Origin of the sequence: Tsuneonella rigui, from assembly GCF_003958625.1 — a bacterium.
GTDB lineage: Bacteria > Pseudomonadota > Alphaproteobacteria > Sphingomonadales > Sphingomonadaceae > Tsuneonella > Tsuneonella rigui.
Genome location: NZ_RSEL01000007.1, coordinates 51423 through 72063 on the forward strand (window position 1 = coordinate 51423; position 20641 = coordinate 72063).

Sequence of the window (20641 nt, forward strand, 5' to 3'; positions counted from 1 at the left end):
GAAGCGAATGATGTCAATTGTATTCGATGACCGCGTCGTTGCGCAGGTCGCGCAGGTAGCGCTGCGCGCGCTTGTTCACGCGGTCGTCCTCGAGTTGCGACATCAGGTCGTCGAAGCTCGGGGTGTCGGCGGTTTGCGGATCGTCGCGGCCGCACAGCATGAGCACGCTGACGCCCTCCTGCGCGGAGCCGAACGGCGGCGTAGCCTGGCCGATTTGCAGGTCCGCCAGCAGCGGCTGGAGCTGCTCGGGCAGAGTGCGCAGAACGATGCCGTCGTTGGCGGCGACTTCGGCGCCGATCGCGGCAGCGCCGGCTTCGGCATCGCCGCAGCCCTTCATCGCCTGGACCGCGTTGGTGAAGGTCGCGAGCTTCGCCTGCGCATCCGCCTCGGTGATTCCGGGGGCGAACTTGAGCGAGATCTGCTTGAGGCTGAGCACCGCGTCGCGCGGGTCAGCGGTCAGGATCGCCTTCTTGTCGATCAACAACAGGATCGAAAAGCCGCCCGAATTCTCGATCGGGCCGACCAGTTGGCCGGGCTGCATCTGGCGCGCCGCGACCGCCAATTCGCTCGGCAGCATTTCCAGTCGCACGAAGCCGAGGTCGCCGCCCGCAGCCGCGGTCGAGGATTCCGAATACTGGCGCGCATAGCCGAGGAAGCTGCCGCCCTGCTTGAGCTGCTCAACGATCTTGCCGAGGTTGGCGAGCACCTGATCGCGCGTCTCCGGCGTCGAGGCGAGCCAGATTTCGCCGAGGCGATACTCTTCGGTCCCGCGGCTTGCCTCGAGGCGGGCCATCATCTCGTTGACCTCTTCGGCCGAGACGTTGACGAACGGCGTCACGTTCCGCCGCAGCAGAAGTTGCCACGCGGTTTCGCCGAGGATCTGCCGCTTGAGCGAGGCGGGCGAGGAACCGATCTTGGTGAGGTAGGCGTCCATCGCGCCCACGTCCTGGCCGAAGTTCTGCGCCGCCACGCGCGCGTAAGTCTGGTCGACGTCGGCCTGTGGGACATCGATCTCCTGCGCCTTGGCTTCCTGGATCTGCAGCGTCTCGTCGATCAGGTTGCGCAGCACCTGGGTGCGCAGGCGCTCCATCTCTTCGGGTGCGATCTGGCCCTTGGAGGCGGCGACAAGCAACGCGACCCGCTGGTCGACGTCGGTGCCGGTGATGATCTGCCCGTTGACCACCGCCGTCGGCTTGCGGACGTTGGGATCGCTCTTGCCGAGGATCGAGATGTTGTCGGGAATGTCGAGCCCGGTTGATGGCGCGCCGCCCGCGGCTTGCGCCGCGACCGCGACGGGGGTCGTCACGAGCGATACCGCGGCAAGGCCGCACAGCAGTCTGGATACGGTCGGTAGAATCACGCTTTTTTCCGTTCTCGGCAGAGCGCGCTCCGCGCCCCCTCGTCAGCCGGGCAACTGCCGCCGAGCGGCTTAACCCAAGCTGAGTGCGCGCGGCGGATAGCGTGTTTGCCGCGCCCTGCCAACGCCCCCGAGGCGGCTCTCACCGGAAGCCGAGATTGCGCAGCGCGAAATAGAACTGGAAGGTGTTGCCCCGCCTGGCATCGCCTTGGTCGAGGTAGTCGCGGCGCCAGGTCACGCCCATCTCCAGGCAGTCGTCGTTATAGGCGATGCCGAGGCGCGTGCGGATCGGGTCGAAGCCGTCGGAATTAAAGGTCGGATCCTCGGCGCGGTCGGTCAGGTTGAACACCCCGGCGCCGAACACCGACCAGTAGTTCGCGAAGGCGACGCGGGCCGCGACGCGCAGCTCCTCGCGATCGCGCAAGTCTTCGATCGTCGGCGCGATGTCCCGGTTGAGGCGCAGGTAGCCGATCTCGGCATAGGTGCGGCTGGAGCCGACCGTGGCATCGATCTCGTTCCGGCGAACGGCGAAGTTGTCCTTATCGAGCCGGAAGCGGTGAGTCAGCTTGACGAAGTCTTTGTAGCGGACGTCGGTTCGGCCGACGAAATCCGATACGCGCTCCGACAGACCCGTTCCGTCAGGCAGGATCGAACCGCCGTTGTTGAGGCGGTACGATTGGCCGATCGTGGTGCTGATGCGCCAGTTGGGACGAGTGTACTCCCAATCGAAGCCATAGGTAACGCGCGGACGGTCCTCGACCCGGTCGTAGCCGGGAAAGCGGTTGAGCGCGAAGAGGTTCGAATCTTCGAGGTCGATCGCGCGTGCGTCTTCGTTGGGCACGGCAAGGTTCTTGATCTTGGGCGACAGCACCAGTTGCACGCGCGGTGTGAGGACCTGGGTGCCGCCAAGGAACGAGCCCACGAAGGGCCATTCGACATCGGCCGCGGCGAGGGCCACGGCGCGTGTCTCCCACCCCGGATTGCCGCGATAGATGGCCGTGGCGGTGAGGCCGTTCTCGTCCGAATGATAGACATCGCCGCGGGCGAGGGCGGTCAGCGTGATCAGCTGGCCCCAGCTGGTCACGCGCTTGAGGTCCCACCGCGCTCCGCCGATTGCGCGCTGCGTATCCTGCCCTTCGGTGCGGTAAAGTGACAGGGTGTTGGCGAACAGCTCCACCTTGCCGCCGACGATGGGCGCGTCGAGCCGTTTGCGGAAATCGATCAGCGGCAGCGCCACCGGCACTTGTCCTTGCGGCGCGCCGAGCCGGAGCGTCTGCGTCGCAAAGCCCGAGATGGCGAGGTAGGAATCGAGGTCGATCCGCTCGAGCTCGAACATCGAGCGCAGCCGGTCGTCCCGGCTGATGTCGTAGCGGCGCAGGAACGTGCGGTCGGTCGCCCGGCGGGCGGAGAAGTTGAGGCTCCAGTTCGGGTTGAACTGGTAGCGGCCGTTGGCGAACAGATAGCCGCGGAAATCGTCTTCGGCGATGCCGTTCATGCCCACGCGCTGGCTGACGGTGCCGTAGCCGGTCACCTGATACGCGCCCTTGTCCATCAAGTGCCGCCACTGCGCGCTCGCCATGGGCGGGGCATCGGTGAAGGCGTAGGCGCTGAGCGTCAGGTCCTTGTTGGGCGCGAGGTTGAGATAGTAGCTTCCGCTGACCTCGAACCCATTGTTGCGCGAGAACTGCACGTCGGGAACGAGGAACCCCGACACCGGCCGGCCATCGGTGCGGATGGCAAGGCCCGGTAGCGGGATCAGCCGCGCGCCGAACAGCTCCAGAAATGCGCCATTGAACCGCACCCGCTTGTCGGCGGGCGAATAGACCACCCGATCGGCGGTGATGCGCCAGCTCGGTTCGCGCGGGCAACCGGTGGCGGTGACCACTTCGCAGCCGGTATAGGCGGCGCGAGTGAGTTCGATCGTGCCATCGGCCTGGCGGGTGCCGCTGGCCGCAGCGAGTCGTCCGCCTTCACGCAAGGCGAGGAGAAGGTCCTCCATCGCGCCCGCCTCGAACTCGTCGGTCAGTTCGATCCGGCTGGTGTAGAGCTGGTTGCCGTCCTCATCGACGAAGCGGACGTTGCCGCTGCCGACGATTTGGCCGGTCTTGCGGTTCCAGGTGACCTCGTCGGCGCGGACCGACTTGTCCTCGCTGCGCAAGACGACGTCACCCGACGCGGTGACCGTGTCGGCGTTCTGGTCGTAGGCGACCGAGTTCGCCTCGAAGTTGATCTGACGGTCGCTGGTCGGCGCGGCGGGCAGGGTCGCCGGGTCGATCGGCGGCATCGGCGTGGACAGCGGAGGCGGAGTGCCTTCCGGTTGCTCGGGGGTGCCCATCGCCTGACCCGCGCCATCCTGCGCGAACGCGGGTGCGGCAGCGAGCGCGAGGCCCATGGCGAGCACGCTCGCAGCCCATCCGCGCAAGCGGCGAGAACGAGCTTGCTGCAAACCGGTCGAAGCGGGGAGCATGCCTTGCCTATCGCAGCACTGCCGCCTAATCGCAATCGCCAACGCCGCCCCCTGTCGTTTCACCGCGGCGGACGGTCGCAGCCATGATATTTCCCGGAGTTTCCATGAAGATCGAATTCGCCTCCGCCGTACCCGCCGGCACTCAGATCGTGGCCCGCATCGTCGCGCAGGATTCGCTGCCCAACGGTCTGGAGCCGACGCTGGCGCACGGCGCGCAGGCGGCGCGCTTCAAGGGCAAGGCGGGGCAGGTGTTCGACGGTTCGGCGGAGCGGGACGGGCAGATCGTGCGCGTGGCCCTCGCGGGTGCGGGCGAGCCGGGTGATGAGGGGCGGATCGCGAACCTCGAGAAGGCCGGCGCGGCGCTGGCCGCCAAGTATGCGACCTCGGGCTCCGATTCGATCGCCATCGAGGCGGATGGCCTGACTGCCGAGGAGCTCGCGGCGGTGCTTACCGGCCTGCGGCTGCGGGCATGGCGCTACGATCGCTACCGCACGCGCATCAAGGATGAGCAGAAGGTCACGCTCGCAAAGGCCGTCGTGATCGGCGCGCCCGAGGGCGGCGAGCAGGCCTGGACCGAAGCGACCGCGCTGGCCGAGGGCGTCGAATTCACCCGCGAGCTGGTCACCGAACCGGCGAATATCATCTATCCCGAGAGTTTCGTGCAGCGTTGCCGCGAGCGCTACGAGGGCACCGGCCTGGAGATTACCGTGCTCGGCGTCGAGGAGATGACCAAGCTCGGCATGGGCGCGCTGCTCGGCGTGGGGCAGGGCTCTGAGCAGCCTTCCCGGCTGCTGTGCGTCAAGTGGAACGGCGGAGCGGCGGGCGAGCGGCCGATGGCGTTTGTCGGCAAGGGCGTCACGTTCGATACCGGCGGCATCTCGATCAAGCCGGGACCCGGCATGGGCGACATGAAGTGGGACATGGGCGGCGCCGGCGCGGTCGCGGGCGCGATGCTCACGCTTGCGCTACGCAAGGCGAAGGCCAACGTGGTCGGTGTGATGGGACTGGTCGAGAACATGCCCGACGGCAAGGCGATGCGTCCGGGTGACGTGCTTACCACCATGAGCGGGCAAACGGTCGAGGTGCTCAACACCGACGCCGAAGGGCGCCTGGTACTGTGCGACGCGCTGACCTGGGTGCAGAAGGAGCACGATCCGGTGGCCATCGTCGACTTCGCCACCCTCACCGGAGCGATGATCATCAGCCTCGGCTTCGAGTACGGCGGCATGTTCTCAAACGACAACGAGCTTGCCGACGCGCTTGCCAAAGCGGGTACTGCGTGCGGGGACAAACTGTGGCGGATGCCGCTCGGCCCGGCGTACGACAAGTTGATCGATTCCCCGATCGCCGACATGCAGAACATCGGTCCGCGCGAAGGCGGCTCGATCACCGCGGCGCAGTTCCTCCAGCGGTTCATCGACAAGGGGCGGCCTTGGGCGCACTGCGACATCGCGGGGATGGTGTGGGCGGCCAAGCCCGGTGCGACCTGGGACAAGGGCGCGACCGGCTACGGCGTGCGCCTGATCGACCGCTACGTGCGCGACGTCTTGGAGAGCTGATCTCGGCGCGCAATCGATGCAACTGGATTTCTGGCAGTACTCGCAAGGGCCGATCGAGCGCATCGTCGCGCTGATCGCCGAGCGGGTGCTGGCTGGGGGCGACCGCTTGCTGGTGGTCGATGCCGATGGCGACCGTCGCGCTTCGACCAGCAAAGCGCTGTGGGAGGCGAAGCCGGAACGATTTCTCGCCAATGGTGATGCGTCCGAGCCCCATGCCGCGCGTCAGCCGATCCTGCTGTCGAGCGAGTGCGAACCGGCCAACGGCGCCAAGGTGGTGGTGTTGGCCGATGGCGAGTGGCGTGAACCCGGTCCGTCGTTCGACCGGGTGATCCTGCTGTTCGGCGAGAGCCAAGCTGAACCGGCGCGCGCAGTCTGGCGGCAGTGCGATGGGCGAGAGGACGTAACCCGCGGCTACTTCGCGCAAGAGGCGGGGAAGTGGGTCAAGCGTCTGTGAGCCTTGCGCCGAGTGCGGCCCCTCGCTAGGGGCGCGCGCAAATCTCCCCACCATTCGTTTCGCAAGGACATTTCCCATGGCGGTCACCCGCACCTTTTCGATCATCAAGCCCGACGCCACCCGCCGCAATCTGACCGGCGCGGTCACCAAGATGCTCGAGGAAGCCGGCCTGCGCGTCGTCGCCTCGAAGCGCATCCATATGACCCGCGAGCAGGCCGAGGGCTTCTACGCGGTGCACAGCGAGCGTCCCTTCTTCGGCGAGCTGTGCGATTTCATGACCAGCGGCCCGGTGGTGGTGCAGGTGCTCGAGGGCGAGGACGCCGTGAAGCGCAACCGCGACGTGATGGGCGCGACCAATCCGGCAAATGCGGACGAGGGCACCATCCGCAAGACGCTCGCCGAGAGCATCGAGGCCAACACGGTCCACGGTTCCGACAGCGACGAGAACGCCAAAATCGAGATCGATTACTTCTTTAAGCCCGAAGAAATCGTCGGCTGATTTGACCCCGGCGAAGCGAGGTAGTCTCGCTTCGCCTGCCGATAACAAATGAGAGACTCGTTCCCGGGCATTCCGTGCTACGGCGCGTGAATGCTGTGGGGACGGGGACAGAAGTGCAAGGCGCTCGCCGGGCGATTCGTCGCGGCGCTGAACGCGCACGATACCGACGCCTTGAGCGCGCTGGTCACCGAAGATTTCACCTACATCGATAGCTGGCGCGAGGGCGTCACCGGCCGCGAGCGGGTGATGGAGGGATCGCGCATGCTGTTCGCGAGCGATCCGGACTTCGGGATCGAGGTTGAATCGATCAGCTACAGCGAGCCGTTCGCGCTGATGCGGGGCTGGGTGAACAGCTCGAACCCCGAAGTCGGCCGCCGCCGTGCGGTGTGGCGCGCGCGCTGCGAAGGCACGCGGATCGCGGAGTGGCAAGCCTGGGCCGAAGGCGCGCCGCCGCGGCTCAACCGGACGTTCTCGCCTGAGGCAACGATCGACATGTCCGACCGCGCGCCGGAGACTCCCGGCACGCCCTGACAGGTTATGCACCGCGCTGGTTTGGGCGCGGCGCGCGGCTGTGATATCCTGGTTCCGAGGGTCGCCTCCTTCTGGGGGAGGGATGCCATGAGCCGTTCGCTCGCCATGCTCACCGCGGTGCTGTGCTACGCCGCGTTTTTCGCTTCATTCGTCTACCTGGTCGGGTTCGTAGCCGGAATCGATCTGTTGCCGGTCCATGTCGACAAGGGGCTGATCGCGCCGCCGGCCACCGCCGCGCTGATCGACATCGCGCTGATTGCGCTGTTCGGCGTCCAGCACTCCGTCATGGCGCGGCCCGCGTTCAAGGCGGCCTGGACGCGTGTGGTCTCACCTGCAATCGAGCGTTCGATCTACTGTCTCGCTGCCGCGCTTTGTCTGATCGCGCTTTTCGCCTTCTGGCACCCGATCGAAGGCACGGTCTGGTCGATCGAGATGCCCGCGCTGCGGATGGCGATCTGGGGCCTGTTCCTGCTCGGCTGGACGATCCTGTTCATCGCCACCTGGCTCATCAGCCACTGGGAGCTGTTCGGCCTGGCGCAGGCTTGGCGTCACTTCCGTGGGACTGAGGCGCCCGCGCAGCCGTTTCGCACGCCGTTTCTCTACAACTGGGTGCGGCACCCGATCTACAGTGGCTTCCTACTGGCGTTCTGGGCGACGCCCGAGATGACCTATGGCCACCTGCTGCTGGCGATCGGCTTCTCGGTCTACATCTTCATCGGCATCGCGCATGAGGAGCGCGACCTGATCGGAACCTTCGGCGAGCATTACACCGATTATCGCAAGCGCGTCGGCGCGGTGATCCCCGGCGTGGGGCGGCGAACCTAGAACTCGTCCGCCGCGTCCATCAGCGCGGTGAGCTTCTTCGGTGCAACCGCGCGCCAGCTGCGCTGCAGCCAGCCGTCGATGGCGTTCCAATCGGTGTCGCCGAGGTCGAGACGGATACCGATCCAGTCGCCGCCGAAATAGGCGGGGCGGTAGTAGCGCTCGGGATCGAGGTCGATCAGTTGCGCTTGCTCATCCGGCCCGCTGATCTTGGCAAGCAGGGCGGTCTTGCCGTCGCCGTGGTGATCCACCGAGACCCAGGCGAACTTCTTGCCCTTGACGATGCCGAAGCACGGCATGCCATGGCTGGTGGTCTCTTCCGCCTGCGGCTGCGCCAGCGCCAGCGCGCGCACTTGCGCGACCAGCCAATCGGCGTCGAAGGGCCGCGAGACGTAGTCCGACAGCACCCGCGGATAGAGTTGGTGCTCCGCGATCAGCACCCGCGCGGCGAGCGTCTCCGGGGTATCGCCGGGCATCACCGCGACCTCGGCCTGGCCAAGCACCTCGCCGGAATCGAGGTCGTCGGTCACCAGATGCACCGAACACCCGGCCTTGGCATCGCCAGCATCGAGCGCGGCACCATGGGTGCGAAGCCCCGGATACTTGGGCAGCAGGGAGGGGTGGACGTTGAGCATCCGCCCGCTCCACCCTGCGACGAACTCCGTTCCAAGCACGCGCATGTAACCGGCCAGCGCGATATATTGCGCGCCGCTGGCACGGATGGCTTGGTCCATTGCCGCATCGTGCGCCGATCGGTCCATTCCTTTGTGGCTCAGCGCGAAAGTCGGCACTTCCTCGGCCTCAGCCAACTTGAGGCCCGCCGCATCGGGATTGTTGCTGGCGACCAGCACGATCTCGTAGCCGGCATCTTCGAACCGGCTCGCATAGAGCAGCGCGGCCATGTTGGTGCCGGCGCCCGAAATGAGCACGGCGACCTTGGCAGGCTCACGCGAGATGGCGTGCCTCCCACGCCTCGCGCGCGCTCCACGCGTCGGCGCTGCCGCGCACGGTGCAGCCGCGCGGACCTTCGATCACTTCGCCGATGCGCGTGACGGTCTCCCCGTTTGCTTCGAGATCGGCCGCAACCTCGCGCGCCAGCTCCGGCGTCACGGCGAGCACCATGCCGGTCCCGCAGTTGAAGGTGCGCGCCATTTCGCCCGGCTCGATCGCGCCTTGAGCCTGCAGAAATGCCATCAGCCGCGGCTGCTCCCACGCATCGGCGTCGATCACCGCATGCGCGCCCTCGGGCAGCACGCGCGGGATGTTCTCCAGCAGGCCGCCGCCGGTGATGTGCGCCAGCGCGTCGATCTTGCCGGCACGGACGAGCGGCAGCAGCGCGGCGACATAGATGCGCGTCGGTGCGATGAGCGCGTCGATTAGCAGCGTCTCGGGATCGAACAGGGCGGGGCGGTCGAGCCGCCAGCCCTTGTCCGCCGCGAGCCGCCGCACCAGCGAGAAGCCGTTCGAATGCACCCCGCTGCTCGCGATGCCGAGCAGGACGTGCCCCGGCGCCACCTTGTCGCCCGTAAGCTGCTCACCGCGCTCGACCGCGCCGACACAGAAACCGGCGAGGTCGTAGTCGCCCGCGGCGTACATCCCCGGCATCTCGGCGGTCTCGCCGCCGATCAGCGCGCAGCCGGCCTGCTTGCACCCATCGGCGATTCCGGCGATCACCCGCTCGGCGATGCCGTTCTCAAGCTTCCCGGTGGCGAAATAGTCGAGAAAGAACAGGGGCTCGGCGCCCTGGACGATCAGGTCGTTGACGCACATCGCGACGAGATCGATGCCGACCGTGTCGTGCCGGTCATGCTCGATTGCGAGCTTGAGCTTCGTGCCGACCCCATCGTTCGCTGCCACCAGCAGCGGATCGCTGTAGCCCGCCGCCTTCGGGTCGAAGAACCCGCCAAAGCCGCCCAGCTCGCTGGTCGCGCCGGGCCGCGCGGTCGCCTTGGCGAGCGGCGCAATCGCCCGCACGAGCGCGTTGCCGGCGTCGATCGAGACCCCCGCTTCCGCATAGGTGTAAGGACTGTTGCGGCCGGGCGTGTTCATGGCCGGGCGCGTAACGCTTTCGCTCTTGGATTTCCATGGGCCTTTCGGCAAAAGGCCGCGAGTTTCCCCATGGCTTCCGCACCCACCCTCCCGCGCGACCCGCGCCGCGCCGTCCTGATCGGTGTCGCCGCGCTCGCCGTAGCGGTGCTGGCGCTGCTCGGCGGCAAGGCGCTGTGGGCGCAGATCGCCGGCGATCGCGGCATCGCCGCGGTGGCCGCCTCGGGCGATATCCAGGTCGGCGGGATCGAGGTCGACGTCACGGCGAAGACGCCCGAGGAAGCGCGCGAGCAGGGCTGGCGCGAGGCGATGAAGCTCGCGTGGAAGAAGATCGGCGGGCCCGCGATCCCTGACGGCCAGCTTTATTCACTGGTCTCTTCGGTGGTGATCGAGAGCGAGGAACTCGGGCCGCATCGCTACATCGGCCGGCTCGGCATCGTGTTCGACCGCACCCGCGCGGGCGGCCTGCTCGGCCGGGGCGAGGCGATCGCGCATTCGGCGCCGATGCTGCTGGTGCCGGTGACGTTCAGCGGCGGCGCGCAGACGGTCTACGAGATCCGCAACCCGTGGCAGCGCGCCTGGGCCGAATACCAGCCGGGCGCAAGCCGGATCGATTACGTTAGGCCCACCGGCGCCGGCAGCGATTCGCTGCTCGTCACCTACGGTCAGACCACCCGCCGCAGCCGCACCTGGTGGCGCAACGTGCTCGACCAGTTCGGCGCGAGCGACGTGCTGATCGCTATCGCCGACCTCAAATACCAATACCCCGGCGGGCCGGTGCAGGGCACTTTCACCGCGCGCTACGGCCCGGACGACACTTTTCTCGAAAGCTTCACGCTCACCGCGCCCAACCAGGCCTCGCTGCCCAAGATGCTCGACCAGGCGGTGCAGCGCATGAACGCTGTGTACGAGCAGGCGCTCGCCGACGGGAAACTCAAGCCCGATCCCACGCTCAACCTGGGCGCGCCGCAGATCGATCCGGCGATCCAGCAGTTGATCGAGCTCGGCCGCGCGGCCGAGGCGCAGGCGCGCGCCGCCGCTCAGTCCGCAGCCGTGCCGACCCCGACACCCACCGAGACGGCCACGCCTGCGGTGATCAACAGCTTCACCGTGCAATTCCCGTCGCCCACCGCGAGCGCGTTCGAGGGCACCGTCGCCTCGGTGCGCGCGGCGATCGGCGTGCGCAGCGCGGCGGTCACCAGCACCGCGATCGGCGGCACCTCACTGATGACGGTGAGCTTTGCCGGCGACGCGGCGGGATTTGCCGCAGCGCTGCGGACCCGCGGTTACACCGTGCGCCAGTCGGGCAACCAGTTCTCGATCAGCAGGTGAGCGGGTTCGCATGAGCCAGATCGCGCTGCCGCTGACCACGCGGCGGGCGGACGACCCGGCGCGGATCGTGGTCGGCAACGCCAACCGCGCGGCGATCGACGCGCTCGCCGATCCCTCGGGTTGGCCCTACGGCGCGGCGATCCTCGCCGGACCTTCGCGTAGCGGCAAGACCTTGCTGGCCCGCTGGGCCGAAGGGCAGGGCGCGGTCGAGGCGATCGACGACGCAGACAGCGCCGACGAGACCGAGCTGTTCCACCGCTGGAACCGCGCGCAGGAAAGCGGCCAACCGCTGCTCCTCGTCACCAATCGCGACCCGTGGGAGATCGCGCTGCCCGACTTGCGCAGCCGCCTCGGCGCCGCGCTCCACCTTATGATCGGCATCCCCGACGACGAGATGATCGCCGCGCTGATCGAAGCGCATGCGGAGGCGCGCTCCCTTGTCCTCGGCGATGGCGCGCTTACCTATCTCGTGCCGCGGCTCGAACGCAGCTTTGCCGGGATCGAGGCGGTGGTCGCCACGATCGACCGGTTGAGCCTCGAACGCATGGCGCCGCCGACGCTGTCGGTCTGGCGCGACGCGCTCGAAGCGGTGCAGGGTGCGGAGCAGCCGCGCTTGCTTTGAGGCGCTTTTGGTGGGAGTCTCGCCCGCGATGCTGGATCGTTTGACCGAGTACCTGGATTCCGTCCGCGCCCGCGACCCCGCGCCGCACTCGCGGTGGGAGATCCTCCTCTACCCCGGAGTGATCGCGCTCGGCCTGCACAGGGTGGCGCACTGGCTCTACGAAGCGCGGCTCTATTTCCTGGCGCGGCTTATCAACCACGTCAGCCGGTTCCTGACCGCGATCGACATCCACCCCGGCGCCACGATCGGTCGCAACCTGTTCATCGACCACGGCTTCGTCGTGATCGGCGAGACGGCCGAAGTGGGCGACAACGTGACCATTTACCAGTGCGTGACGCTGGGCGGCACCAACCCGACCAACGGCGTCGGCGGCAAGCGTCACCCGACCGTGCGCGACAACGTCATCATCGGCTCGGGCGCGCAGATCATCGGCCCGATCACGCTCGGCAGCCGCGCGCGCGTCGGTGCCAACGCAGTGGTGACCGACGACGTGCCCGAAGGCGCAACGATGATTGGCCTCAAGGCGCGCAGCACGCTGGTGCCGGCCGAGGAGTGGATCAAGGATTTTATCCCCTATGGTACGCCCTGCGAGGAGAACTGCGCGCCCAGCCGCGATTGCGTCGAGAAGCTGGAGACCGAGCTCGCCTCCCTGCGTGCCGAGATGGCCGAGTTGAAAGCTGCCATGCCGACGCCGACTCCCGTGACCGCCAAGCGCAGTGGGGCCAAGCGCGGATGAGCTTCCTTCCGGGCAGCGGCTCGGTTGTCCTATTTCCCGGCCGCGTCCCGAACCAGATCGGCTTCGAGCGCACCGAGCTGATGCGCATCCTCGACCTCTACGGCCGGATGGTCGCGGCCGGTGAGTGGCGCGACTACGCGATGGACTTCACCCGCGACTTCGCCGCCTTCGCCGCCTTCCGCCGCGCCGCCGAGCGGCCCCAGGCGCGGATCGAGAAGCGCCCCGCACTACGTGGCCGGCAAGGCATGTGGACCTTGTTTGGGGAGCACGGGCAGGTCCTGAAACGCGGCCACGAACTCGCCGGGGTGCTGGCCCCGGTCGAGCGTCGTCTAGTCAAGGCAGTCGAGGATTAGTCAGCGGTCGAGCGTAGGCTCGCCGGACTGTAGTCGCAAAAAAGGCCGGCACCCCAAAGGGCGTCGGCCTCTTTCGTTGTCGATGCCTCAGGCCGAAGCCAACGCGACGCCGGTGACCGGCAGGCGTGCCTGCAGGTTGCCGGGCAGCATCGCCACCACGCTGCGGCGGATCGGAGTCCAGAATGCACTCAGCGTCAGCAGGGCCGAGCCGATCACCAGCGCGGTCAGCGCGATGTTGAGCTCCACCGCGCCGAAGCGGTCGAACAGCCAGGTCAGCGCCGCCAGCACATAGGCCAGCGCCGAGACCAGCAGCGCACGGCGGTCGATCGCGAGCGCGACGAGGCCGAGCGCGACATAGACCAGCAGCACGCCGACCACCCCGCCGACTCCGACAGTGTCGCCGCGGGTGATGCCGAGCCAGTAGAACAGCGGGTGCGCGATCATCGGCGCGGCCAGCAGGTGCAGCCAGAAGGCGACGTCGCTGCGGCGCGTGGTGCGGGTGCGGTCGCTCATGTCCCAACGCATCGCGAACGCGAAGATCGCAATGCCGGCGGCGAACACCAGCGGCATCAGCGTGCTCTCGGGCTCGAGGTTCTCGGGTCCGATCGCCGCGAGGATCAGTGCGATGACGGTGGCAGCGACCGCGGCCGCGCCGGCAGCGACGGTGATCGGAACCATGAAGCGCCGCCAGTGCAGCCACGCCGCGCCCGCGGTGAGCAGGGCCGAGCCTGCGACAAGTCCGGCAGCCAGTCGCTCGTTCGGATCCTGACCGTCGAACGCCAGCACCATGAAGCCGAGCAAGCTCTCCATCACTCCGCCCACAAACGCGAGCAGCAGCACGATGCTGGGCAGCGCCATGCGCCGCTTGCGGGTGAAGAATTCGGCCATCGTCCACGACGCGCCGGCGATCAGCAGGCCGGAGAACGGCGGCGGACCGTCGAGATTGGGGGTGAACACCTGGCCGATGCCCGCCATCGCGACCAGGATCATCGCCACCGCGATGGTGACGAAAATGTCGTTGAAGCCGGTGATGAGGCGGAAGTGCTCTTCGTCGCCCAGCGGCATGGCGTGGCGCGTGGCCACGTGCGCACGCAGCGCGTCGGCCGCCTCGGCGCTCAACGCGCCCGAGCTGACCGCCGATTGCAGGTCGTCGTCTGAATACATGGCGTACTCTCCCCGTTAGTCGGAGGAGAATACGCCGTGGTGTATTAGTGTGTCAATACGGCGGGACTAGCCGCGCGCGGAGGTCGGACCGCTGCCGCCGGTGACCTTCTGCATCGCGGTCATGATCGCGGCCGACTGCTCGCTGCCCGAGTTGGGCGAGCGCAGGTTGGTCTGCGCGCTGATCTCGTCCCAGTGCGCCGCGAAGCCTTCGACGGTGCGCTCGCCATCGTGAAGCCACACCGCGTCGTTCATCATCACCCACGCCGAGTGGTAGCCGCCGCCGCCGGCGCCGACGATGGCATTGGTCGGCGCATCCTCGCTAACGAGGTATAGCGCGGCCGGGACCACGTTCTCGGGCGCGAACAGCTTGTATGCCTGCTCGGGGAACAGGTCCTCGGTCATGCGAGTGCCGGCGACCGGCGCCAGCGTATTGACCTTGATCCCGTACTTCGCGCCTTCGAGCTGCAGCGTCTTGGTGAGGCCCGCGAGGCCGAGCTTGGCGGCGCCGTAATTGGCCTGGCCGAAGTTGCCGAACAGGCCGGTCGAGGACGCGGTCATCAGGATGCGGCCATAGGCCTGCTCGCGCATCAACTCCCACACCGCCTTCGACGCGAAGGCCGAGCCGTTGAGGTGCACGTCGACCACGAATTCGAAGTCCTTCGGCTCCATCTTGGCGAAGGTCTTGTCGCGCAACACGCCCGCGTTGTTGATCAGAATGTGCACGCCGCCCCACTTCTGCTTGGCGTCGGCGACCATCTTCTGCATCTGCTCGAACTCGGTGACCGAGGCGCCGTTGGAGATCGCCTCGCCGCCGGCGCGCTCGATTTCCTCGACCACCTGCAGCGCCATGTCCGAATGGCCGGTCCCGTCGCGCGCGCCGCCGAGATCGTTGACCACCACCTTCGCTCCGCGCCGCGCCAGCTCAAGCGCGTATTCGCGGCCCAGGCCACCGCCAGCGCCGGTGACGATGGCGACCTTGTCCTTGAACGAAATGGTCATGGCGTATTCCTCCAGAATGGCGGCGCTTGGGTTTACGCGCCCGTAAAGTAGGCCGCGGCGTTGGCACCAACCGCGGCGCGATGCAACCGGGTCAGATGCTTTCCAGCGCGGGTATCAGCTCGTCGTACGACATGATCACCGCATCGCCGCCGAGTTCGGCCGGCGGCTTGTCGCAGTAGCCGAAGCCGGCGACTACCACCGGCACCCCGGCGGCGCGTGCCGACAGCACATCGTAGCTGCTGTCGCCGACATAGGCGAAGCGCCCGCCGCCGAGCCGGGCGCGGGCTTCGATCAGCGGATCGGGCGCCGGCTTGGAGCGGCCCTTGCCGAGGGTGTCGCCGCCGAGGATCGTTTCGAAGTAGCGGGCCAGATCGAGTGTCTCGAGGATGTTTCGCGCGAAGCTTTCGAACTTGTTGGTGATCAGCGCCAGCCGAACACCCTGTTCGGCAAGCTGATCGAGCGCTTCATTGACGCCCGGATAGGGCCGCGTGTGGACGCAATTGTTCTCCGCGTAGAACGCCAGCAGCGCCTTGTAGAGCACGCGGAACTCATCCTCCGGCAATCCGCCGCGGCTGTCGATGACGCGCTTCAGCATCATCTTGGCGCCGCCGCCGATCAGGTCCTCGATGCTGTCGACCGGGACCGGCTCCTGCCCGCCGACGACCAGCGCGTGGTTGACCGCGGCGCCCAGGTCGCGGTGGGTTTCGAGGAGCGTGCCGTCGAGATCGAACCCGACGATGTCGAAGGGAAAATCGGCCATCGCGGGCGGCGATACCCTCCATTCTTCCAACCGCAACCAATTGGTGCCATTGGCGCCCAAATGAGAGATTTCGCCGCCGTCATCCTCGCCGCGGGCAAGGGCACCCGCATGAAGAGCGACCTGCACAAGGTGCTCCATCCGATCGGGGGGCGACCGATGCTGCACCACCTGATGGCGAGCGTCGACGCACTCGGGCCCAGCCACACGGTGGTGGTCGTCGGCAGCGGGCGCGAGCAGATCGAAAGCGCGGTGTCCGGCCGCGCGACCACCGCCTTGCAGGAGCCGCAGCTCGGCACCGGCCACGCGGTGCAGCAGGCGGAGGCCAGCCTCGCCGGGTTCCCGGGCGATGTGCTGATCCTCTACGGCGACGTGCCGTTCGTGCGGACCGAGACGATGCGCAAGATGCTCGACCGCCTGCACGCCGACGACGCGCCGGCGGTGGTCGTGCTCGGCTTCGAACCCGACGATACGCTGCAATACGGCCGGGTGATCGCGGGGGCCGACGGCACGATCGAGAAGATGGTCGAGCACAAGGACGCGAACGAGGCCGAACGCGCGTGCCGGCTGTGCAATTCGGGCCTGATGGCGGCGCGCGGCGAAGACCTGTTCGCGCTGCTCGGGCGGGTCGGCAACGACAACGCGGCGGGTGAGTTTTACCTCGTCGATGTCGTCAACGTCGCGCGGGCCGATGGCCGCAAGAGCGCCGTGGTGGTGACCGACGATCCGAACGAGGTCGCCGGCATCAACTCGCGCGGCGAGCTCGCCGCTGCCGAGGCGCAGTGGCAGGATTTCAAACGCGAAGAGGCGATGGCGAACGGCGCCTCGTTGCGCGCGCCGGAGACGGTTTTCTTCAGCTGGGACACGGCGCTCGGCCGCGACGTCACAGTGGAACCGAATGTTATTTTCGGCCCCGGCGTTTCGATCGCGGATGGTGCGATCATCAAGGCCTTTTCACACCTTGAAGGCGCGACCGTGGGCACGGGCTGTGAAGTCGGTCCATTCGCCCGGTTGCGGCCCGGTGCGGTGATGGAAGCCAAGTCCAAGGTCGGCAACTTCGTCGAGATGAAGAAGGCCGTGCTGGGCGAGGGCGCCAAGGCCAGCCACCTGACCTACCTCGGCGATGCAGAAATTGGCGCGGGCGCCAACATCGGCGCGGGCACGATCACCTGCAATTATGATGGGTACTTCAAGTACAAGACCGTCATCGGCCCGCGCGCCTTCATCGGCTCTAACAGTTCGTTGATTGCACCGGTGCGGATAGGCGCCGACGCGATCGTTGCGGCGGGCAGCGCCGTCAGTCGCGATGTGGCGGACGGCGAGCTACGCATGGTCCGCGCCGAGCAGCTGGTGAAGCCGGGCTGGGCTGATCGCTTCCACGACACGATGAAGAAGCGCAAAGCCGAAAAGAAGGGTTAGCGCCGGATCGGCTTTTCCCGCGCCAGGTGGTTGCGGATCGTGGTCGCCGCGACGCCCGCCTGACCCATCGCGTTGCTGATCTGGTCGAGCCCTTTCACCACATCTCCGGCGGCGAAGAGGCCGGGGATCGAGGTCTCGTAGTGATCGTCGGTAATCACGCACCCGTCCTCGGTGGTCCTGGCTCCGATCAAGCCGATTAGCTCCGACCGCACATGACTGCCGAGCGCGGGATAGACACTGTCGAACGATAGCCGCTTGTCGCCCGTATCGAACGCAAGCTGATCGCCCTCGATCTTATACCCGCCGCACGGGCCGTCTTCGACGACGATCCCGGCCTCCGACAATTGCGACGCGCATTCCTCGTCGAGGTCATGCTTGCCCTGCGGGCAAACGAGCGTGATGTCTTTGGTGAATCCGCGCAGGAACAGCGCTTCTGCGGTCCCGTGATCGCCCGATCCGATCACCGCGATGCGTTTGTCGGTGACTTCGTAGCCATCGCATACCGGACAATAGCGCAGCAGGCCGCGGGCGAGAGCCTCGTCATGCACGTCATCGGCGAGCGCATCGGGCCGCCGGTTGATCACCCCGGTAGCCAGCAGGACCGAACGGGCGCGATAGGTACCGCTGTCGGTCCCGACGACGAAATGATCCTCGACCTTGGCGAGGTGATCGACCTGCTTTTCTTCGCGTATCGCGCCGTACTTGCGCGCCTGCTCGCGCATCCGACGAAGCAGTTCCTTCCCCTCGATCCCGTCGGGATAACCCGCGTGATTGTGCGTGCACGGAATCCACGCCGCGCGGCTGGTGCCGCTGTCGAACAGCCGGATCGAAAGATGGTAGCGCGCGAGGTAGATCGCCGCCGTCAGGCCCGCTGGTCCGGCGCCGATGATGATGCAGTCGTCGGGCGCTACCTCGTCGGTCACTGTTGCCTTGCCCTCCAGCCTTGCGCATGGCGAGCCCGATGACCTTCGCCGCCACCGTCTTAACGCTCTATCCGGAGATGTTTCCCGGCCCGCTCGGCATTTCGCTCGCCGGGCGCGCGCTCGAGCGGGGCGATTGGACGCTTGAGACCGTCCAGATCCGCGACTTCGCGCGCGACAAACACCGCACCGTCGATGACACCCCCGCGGGCGGCGGCGCGGGGATGGTGCTTAAGGCCGATGTGCTGGCCGCCGCGTTTGATAGTGTTGCGAGCGACCGGCCGGTCCTGGCGATGACGCCGCGCGGCAAGCCTATCGCGCAGGACCGCATCCGCGAGCTTGTCGCGGGGCGGGGCGTGACCATTCTTTGCGGACGGTTCGAAGGGTTCGACGAACGTCTGTTCGAGGCGCGCCCAGAGATCGAGCAGGTCAGCCTCGGCGACGTTATTCTCTCGGGCGGAGAGCCCGCTGCGCTGGCCATCCTCGACGCTTGCATTCGCCTGCTTCCCGGCGTAATGGGCGCCCCGCTTAGCGGAGCCGAGGAGTCCTTCGAGGAAGGATTGCTCGAATATCCGCAGTACACCCGACCATTCGAATGGGAAGGGCGCACGATCCCCGAAGTGCTGCGATCGGGGGATCATGCGAGGATCGCGGCGTGGCGCAAGTCACAGGCCGAGACCGACACACGGCTACGCAGGCCGGACCTTTGGGAGCGCTACAGTGGCGCTCGGGGCCAGCCTGCCTCTGGTGCGCGGCGAGAAACGAAGGAATCGGACCAGTGAACCTGATCCAGCAGCTCGAGGCGGAAGCCGTCGAGGCCCTGACCCAGGGCAAGGAAATCCCCGCTTTCCGCGCCGGCGATACGCTGCGCGTGGGCGTGCGCGTCGTCGAAGGCACGCGTACCCGTACCCAGAACTTCGAAGGCGTGTGCATCGCGCGCTCGAACCGCGGCATCAACAGCAATTTCACCGTGCGCAAGATGAGCTTCGGCGAGGGCGTCGAGCGCGTCTTCCCGCTCTACTCGCCGAACATCGAGAGCGTTACTGTGGTCCGCCGCGGTGTCGTGCGTCGCGCCAAGCTTTACTACCTGCGCGGCCGCACCGGCAAGCGCGCCCGCATCGCCGAGCGCAAGCAGACCGTCAGCCAATAAGGCTTTCAGCCAAACGAAATCGAAGGGCGCTCCGGGAGACCGGGGCGCCCTTTTCGTTTGCGCGTGAAGAAAAATGGCGGGGCGGCGCCGGGGGGCCGATGGTGCCGCCCCGCCAATCGAGGGCGTAAGACTGATCCAGGAGACGCCGCAGCGCGAACGCTGTGGATCCCCCTCCCGCAGCGTCGCGGGCCGGCGCGCGTGCACGCCGTCGTGTCCTTTGCACGCCGGCCCCGTGTTGGTGGGGCGAGACGAGCCCCCGGTGCCGGCCCCGGCAGCTTGGAGGAGCGGCTGTTAGGCAAATCTCAAGAATTGCGGTCAACCCGAATTTAACCATGGCGAGAGATCGCTTGGCCGTCCGGGCGTTGCGCTTTGCGTCGATGAGCGTAGAGGGACCGTCCGTTTTTTGCATGTGCGAAGGAGTGTGCCCGTGGGTTACCGGGTGGCCGTGGTCGGCGCGACCGGCAATGTTGGACGTGAAATGCTCGCCGTTCTGGCCGAGCGCGAATTCCCCTGCGACGAGATCGCCGCGGTCGCAAGCTCGCGCTCGACCGGGACTGAGGTCGAATTCGGCGACACCGGCCGCATGCTCAAGTGCAAGAACATCGAGCATTTCGATTTTACCGGCTGGGACATCGCCCTGTTCGCCGCGGGCAGCGGCCCCTCGGCCGAATACGCGCCCAAGGCGGCAGCGGCCGGCTGCGTGGTGATCGACAACTCGTCGCTCTACCGCATGGACCCGGACGTGCCCTTGATCGTGCCCGAGGTGAACCCCGACGCGATCGACGAATACAAGAAGCGCAACATCATCGCGAACCCCAACTGCTCGACCGCGCAGATGGTCGTTGCGCTGAAGCCGCTGCACGATGCGGCCGGGATCAAGCGCGTGGTCGTCTCGACCTACCAGTCGGTCTCGGGCGCGGGCAAGCAGGGCATGGACGAGCTGTTCGAGCAGAGCCGCGCGATCTTCGTCGGCGACCAGGCCGAGCCCAAGAAGTTCACCAAGCAGATCGCCTTCAACGTGATCCCGCACATCGACAGCTTCCTCGACGATGGTTCGACCAAGGAAGAGTGGAAGATGGTGGTCGAGACCAAGAAGATCCTCGATCCCAAGATCAAGGTCACCGCGACGTGCGTCCGGGTGCCGGTGTTCGTCGGCCATTCGGAAGCGATCAACCTCGAATTCGAGCGCGAGATTTCGGCCGAGCAGGCGATGGAGATTTTGCGCGAGGCGCCCGGGGTGATGCTGATCGATAAGCGCGAGGACGGCGGCTACATCACCCCCATCGAGAGCGTGGGCGATGCCGCGACTTTCGTTTCCCGCGTGCGTGAAGACTCGACGATCGAGAACGGCCTCAACATCTGGTGCGTGTCGGACAACCTGCGCAAGGGTGCCGCGCTCAACGCGGTGCAGATCGCCGAGCTGCTCGGTCGGCGGCACCTCAAAAAGGGCTGAG

General features: G+C 67.1%; 21 protein-coding genes. 13 read left to right on the forward strand and 8 right to left on the reverse strand.

From position 1 onward, the window contains the following. Window positions 1–13: 13 nt before the first annotated feature. Window positions 14–1360, reverse strand: coding sequence for a peptidylprolyl isomerase (locus ELY12_RS03560; protein ID WP_126175337.1), 1347 nt, complete (start codon window positions 1358–1360; stop codon window positions 14–16). 139 nt (window positions 1361–1499) lie between these two features. Beyond that, complete coding sequence (locus tag ELY12_RS03565; protein WP_126175338.1) at window positions 1500–3824, reverse strand: LPS-assembly protein LptD; 2325 nt, start codon at window positions 3822–3824, stop codon at window positions 1500–1502. Between the two features lie 104 nt (window positions 3825–3928). On the opposite strand from ELY12_RS03565, the gene ELY12_RS03570 reads away from it, so the two are divergent. From ELY12_RS03570 to mddA, 5 genes are all read left to right on the forward strand, one after another. After that, window positions 3929–5383 (forward strand): leucyl aminopeptidase, encoded by a 1455-nt coding sequence (locus ELY12_RS03570; protein ID WP_126175339.1) that lies wholly within the window; start codon window positions 3929–3931, stop codon window positions 5381–5383. A 16-nt stretch (window positions 5384–5399) separates the two neighbouring features. Further along, a complete protein-coding gene (locus ELY12_RS03575) occupies window positions 5400–5837 on the forward strand; it encodes a DNA polymerase III subunit chi (RefSeq protein ID WP_126175340.1) in 438 nt (145 codons plus the stop codon). 76 nt (window positions 5838–5913) lie between these two features. Then, window positions 5914–6336: a nucleoside-diphosphate kinase gene (gene ndk, locus ELY12_RS03580; protein WP_126175341.1), complete on the forward strand. Its 423-nt coding sequence runs from the start codon at window positions 5914–5916 to the stop codon at window positions 6334–6336. Window positions 6337–6426: 90 nt separating this feature from the next. Further along, the gene (locus tag ELY12_RS03585; RefSeq protein ID WP_126175342.1) at window positions 6427–6867 is read left to right on the forward strand and encodes a nuclear transport factor 2 family protein; all 441 of its coding nucleotides are present in this window, start codon (window positions 6427–6429) and stop codon (window positions 6865–6867) included. Window positions 6868–6954: 87 nt separating this feature from the next. Beyond that, window positions 6955–7692, forward strand: coding sequence for a methanethiol S-methyltransferase (gene mddA, locus ELY12_RS03590; RefSeq protein WP_126175343.1), 738 nt, complete (start codon window positions 6955–6957; stop codon window positions 7690–7692). Here mddA and purN read toward each other — a convergent pair. Both purN and purM read right to left on the reverse strand, forming a co-directional pair. Then, window positions 7689–8618: a phosphoribosylglycinamide formyltransferase gene (gene purN, locus ELY12_RS03595; protein ID WP_277600237.1), complete on the reverse strand. Its 930-nt coding sequence runs from the start codon at window positions 8616–8618 to the stop codon at window positions 7689–7691. The genes mddA and purN overlap by 4 nt on opposite strands. A 16-nt stretch (window positions 8619–8634) precedes the next feature. Continuing rightward, the gene (gene purM, locus ELY12_RS03600) at window positions 8635–9738 is read right to left on the reverse strand and encodes a phosphoribosylformylglycinamidine cyclo-ligase (protein WP_126175345.1); all 1104 of its coding nucleotides are present in this window, start codon (window positions 9736–9738) and stop codon (window positions 8635–8637) included. Window positions 9739–9807: 69 nt separating this feature from the next. Here purM and ELY12_RS03605 point away from each other — a divergent pair, with 69 nt between their 5' ends. The 4 genes from ELY12_RS03605 to ELY12_RS03620 are packed head-to-tail and all read left to right on the forward strand — an operon-like array spanning window position 9808 to window position 12778. Beyond that, a complete protein-coding gene (locus ELY12_RS03605) occupies window positions 9808–11067 on the forward strand; it encodes a heavy-metal-associated domain-containing protein (protein ID WP_126175346.1) in 1260 nt (419 codons plus the stop codon). Window positions 11068–11077: 10 nt separating this feature from the next. Beyond that, window positions 11078–11689: a P-loop NTPase family protein gene (locus tag ELY12_RS03610; RefSeq protein ID WP_126175347.1), complete on the forward strand. Its 612-nt coding sequence runs from the start codon at window positions 11078–11080 to the stop codon at window positions 11687–11689. A gap of 28 nt (window positions 11690–11717) precedes the next feature. Next, the gene (gene epsC, locus ELY12_RS03615) at window positions 11718–12425 is read left to right on the forward strand and encodes a serine O-acetyltransferase EpsC (protein WP_126175348.1); all 708 of its coding nucleotides are present in this window, start codon (window positions 11718–11720) and stop codon (window positions 12423–12425) included. Continuing rightward, window positions 12422–12778 carry a DUF2794 domain-containing protein gene (locus tag ELY12_RS03620; RefSeq protein WP_126175349.1) on the forward strand — a complete coding sequence of 119 codons (357 nt, stop codon included), beginning with the start codon at window positions 12422–12424 and terminating at the stop codon, window positions 12776–12778. Before epsC ends, ELY12_RS03620 begins: the two co-directional genes overlap by 4 nt. Before the next feature lie 87 nt (window positions 12779–12865). On the opposite strand, the gene ELY12_RS03625 is transcribed toward ELY12_RS03620, so the two are convergent. From ELY12_RS03625 to ELY12_RS03635, 3 genes are all read right to left on the reverse strand, one after another. Further along, the gene (locus ELY12_RS03625; RefSeq protein ID WP_126175350.1) at window positions 12866–13942 is read right to left on the reverse strand and encodes a hypothetical protein; all 1077 of its coding nucleotides are present in this window, start codon (window positions 13940–13942) and stop codon (window positions 12866–12868) included. A 66-nt stretch (window positions 13943–14008) separates the two neighbouring features. After that, entirely contained in the window at window positions 14009–14941 is a 933-nt protein-coding gene (locus ELY12_RS03630; protein WP_126175351.1) for an SDR family NAD(P)-dependent oxidoreductase, read from the reverse strand. Between the two features lie 91 nt (window positions 14942–15032). Continuing rightward, window positions 15033–15701, reverse strand: coding sequence for an HAD-IA family hydrolase (locus tag ELY12_RS03635; RefSeq protein WP_126175352.1), 669 nt, complete (start codon window positions 15699–15701; stop codon window positions 15033–15035). Window positions 15702–15761: 60 nt separating this feature from the next. On the opposite strand from ELY12_RS03635, the gene glmU reads away from it, so the two are divergent. Continuing rightward, window positions 15762–17117 carry a bifunctional UDP-N-acetylglucosamine diphosphorylase/glucosamine-1-phosphate N-acetyltransferase GlmU gene (gene glmU / locus ELY12_RS03640; protein ID WP_126175353.1) on the forward strand — a complete coding sequence of 452 codons (1356 nt, stop codon included), beginning with the start codon at window positions 15762–15764 and terminating at the stop codon, window positions 17115–17117. Here the strand turns inward: glmU and ELY12_RS03645 are convergent. Continuing rightward, window positions 17114–18040 carry an NAD(P)/FAD-dependent oxidoreductase gene (locus ELY12_RS03645; RefSeq protein WP_126175354.1) on the reverse strand — a complete coding sequence of 309 codons (927 nt, stop codon included), beginning with the start codon at window positions 18038–18040 and terminating at the stop codon, window positions 17114–17116. The genes glmU and ELY12_RS03645 overlap by 4 nt on opposite strands. Window positions 18041–18078: 38 nt before the next feature. Here ELY12_RS03645 and trmD point away from each other — a divergent pair, with 38 nt between their 5' ends. The 3 genes from trmD to ELY12_RS03660 all read left to right on the forward strand — a co-directional run bounded on the left by trmD (window position 18079) and on the right by ELY12_RS03660 (window position 20640). Continuing rightward, a complete protein-coding gene (gene trmD, locus ELY12_RS03650; protein ID WP_126175355.1) occupies window positions 18079–18819 on the forward strand; it encodes a tRNA (guanosine(37)-N1)-methyltransferase TrmD in 741 nt (246 codons plus the stop codon). Beyond that, the gene (rplS, locus tag ELY12_RS03655) at window positions 18816–19187 is read left to right on the forward strand and encodes a 50S ribosomal protein L19 (RefSeq protein ID WP_126175356.1); all 372 of its coding nucleotides are present in this window, start codon (window positions 18816–18818) and stop codon (window positions 19185–19187) included. Before trmD ends, rplS begins: the two co-directional genes overlap by 4 nt. A 427-nt stretch (window positions 19188–19614) precedes the next feature. Further along, window positions 19615–20640, forward strand: coding sequence for an aspartate-semialdehyde dehydrogenase (locus ELY12_RS03660; RefSeq protein WP_126175357.1), 1026 nt, complete (start codon window positions 19615–19617; stop codon window positions 20638–20640). Window position 20641: the final 1 nt, after the last annotated feature.

Excerpts from the sequence above, each read along its gene's own strand:
- ELY12_RS03565 (WP_126175338.1), bottom strand. The coding sequence starts at position 3,824 with ATGCTCCCCGCTTCGACCGGTTTGCAGCAAGCTCGTTCTCGCCGCTTG.
- ELY12_RS03570 (WP_126175339.1), top strand. The coding sequence starts at position 3,929 with ATGAAGATCGAATTCGCCTCCGCCGTACCCGCCGGCACTCAGATCGTG.
- ELY12_RS03575 (WP_126175340.1), top strand. The coding sequence starts at position 5,400 with ATGCAACTGGATTTCTGGCAGTACTCGCAAGGGCCGATCGAGCGCATC.
- ndk (WP_126175341.1), top strand. The coding sequence starts at position 5,914 with ATGGCGGTCACCCGCACCTTTTCGATCATCAAGCCCGACGCCACCCGC.
- ELY12_RS03585 (WP_126175342.1), top strand. The coding sequence starts at position 6,427 with ATGCTGTGGGGACGGGGACAGAAGTGCAAGGCGCTCGCCGGGCGATTC.
- mddA (WP_126175343.1), top strand. The coding sequence starts at position 6,955 with ATGAGCCGTTCGCTCGCCATGCTCACCGCGGTGCTGTGCTACGCCGCG.
- purM (WP_126175345.1), bottom strand. The coding sequence starts at position 9,738 with ATGAACACGCCCGGCCGCAACAGTCCTTACACCTATGCGGAAGCGGGG.
- ELY12_RS03605 (WP_126175346.1), top strand. The coding sequence starts at position 9,808 with ATGGCTTCCGCACCCACCCTCCCGCGCGACCCGCGCCGCGCCGTCCTG.
- ELY12_RS03610 (WP_126175347.1), top strand. The coding sequence starts at position 11,078 with ATGAGCCAGATCGCGCTGCCGCTGACCACGCGGCGGGCGGACGACCCG.
- epsC (WP_126175348.1), top strand. The coding sequence starts at position 11,718 with ATGCTGGATCGTTTGACCGAGTACCTGGATTCCGTCCGCGCCCGCGAC.
- ELY12_RS03620 (WP_126175349.1), top strand. The coding sequence starts at position 12,422 with ATGAGCTTCCTTCCGGGCAGCGGCTCGGTTGTCCTATTTCCCGGCCGC.
- ELY12_RS03625 (WP_126175350.1), bottom strand. The coding sequence starts at position 13,942 with ATGTATTCAGACGACGACCTGCAATCGGCGGTCAGCTCGGGCGCGTTG.
- ELY12_RS03630 (WP_126175351.1), bottom strand. The coding sequence starts at position 14,941 with ATGACCATTTCGTTCAAGGACAAGGTCGCCATCGTCACCGGCGCTGGC.
- ELY12_RS03635 (WP_126175352.1), bottom strand. The coding sequence starts at position 15,701 with ATGGCCGATTTTCCCTTCGACATCGTCGGGTTCGATCTCGACGGCACG.
- glmU (WP_126175353.1), top strand. The coding sequence starts at position 15,762 with ATGAGAGATTTCGCCGCCGTCATCCTCGCCGCGGGCAAGGGCACCCGC.
- trmD (WP_126175355.1), top strand. The coding sequence starts at position 18,079 with ATGACCTTCGCCGCCACCGTCTTAACGCTCTATCCGGAGATGTTTCCC.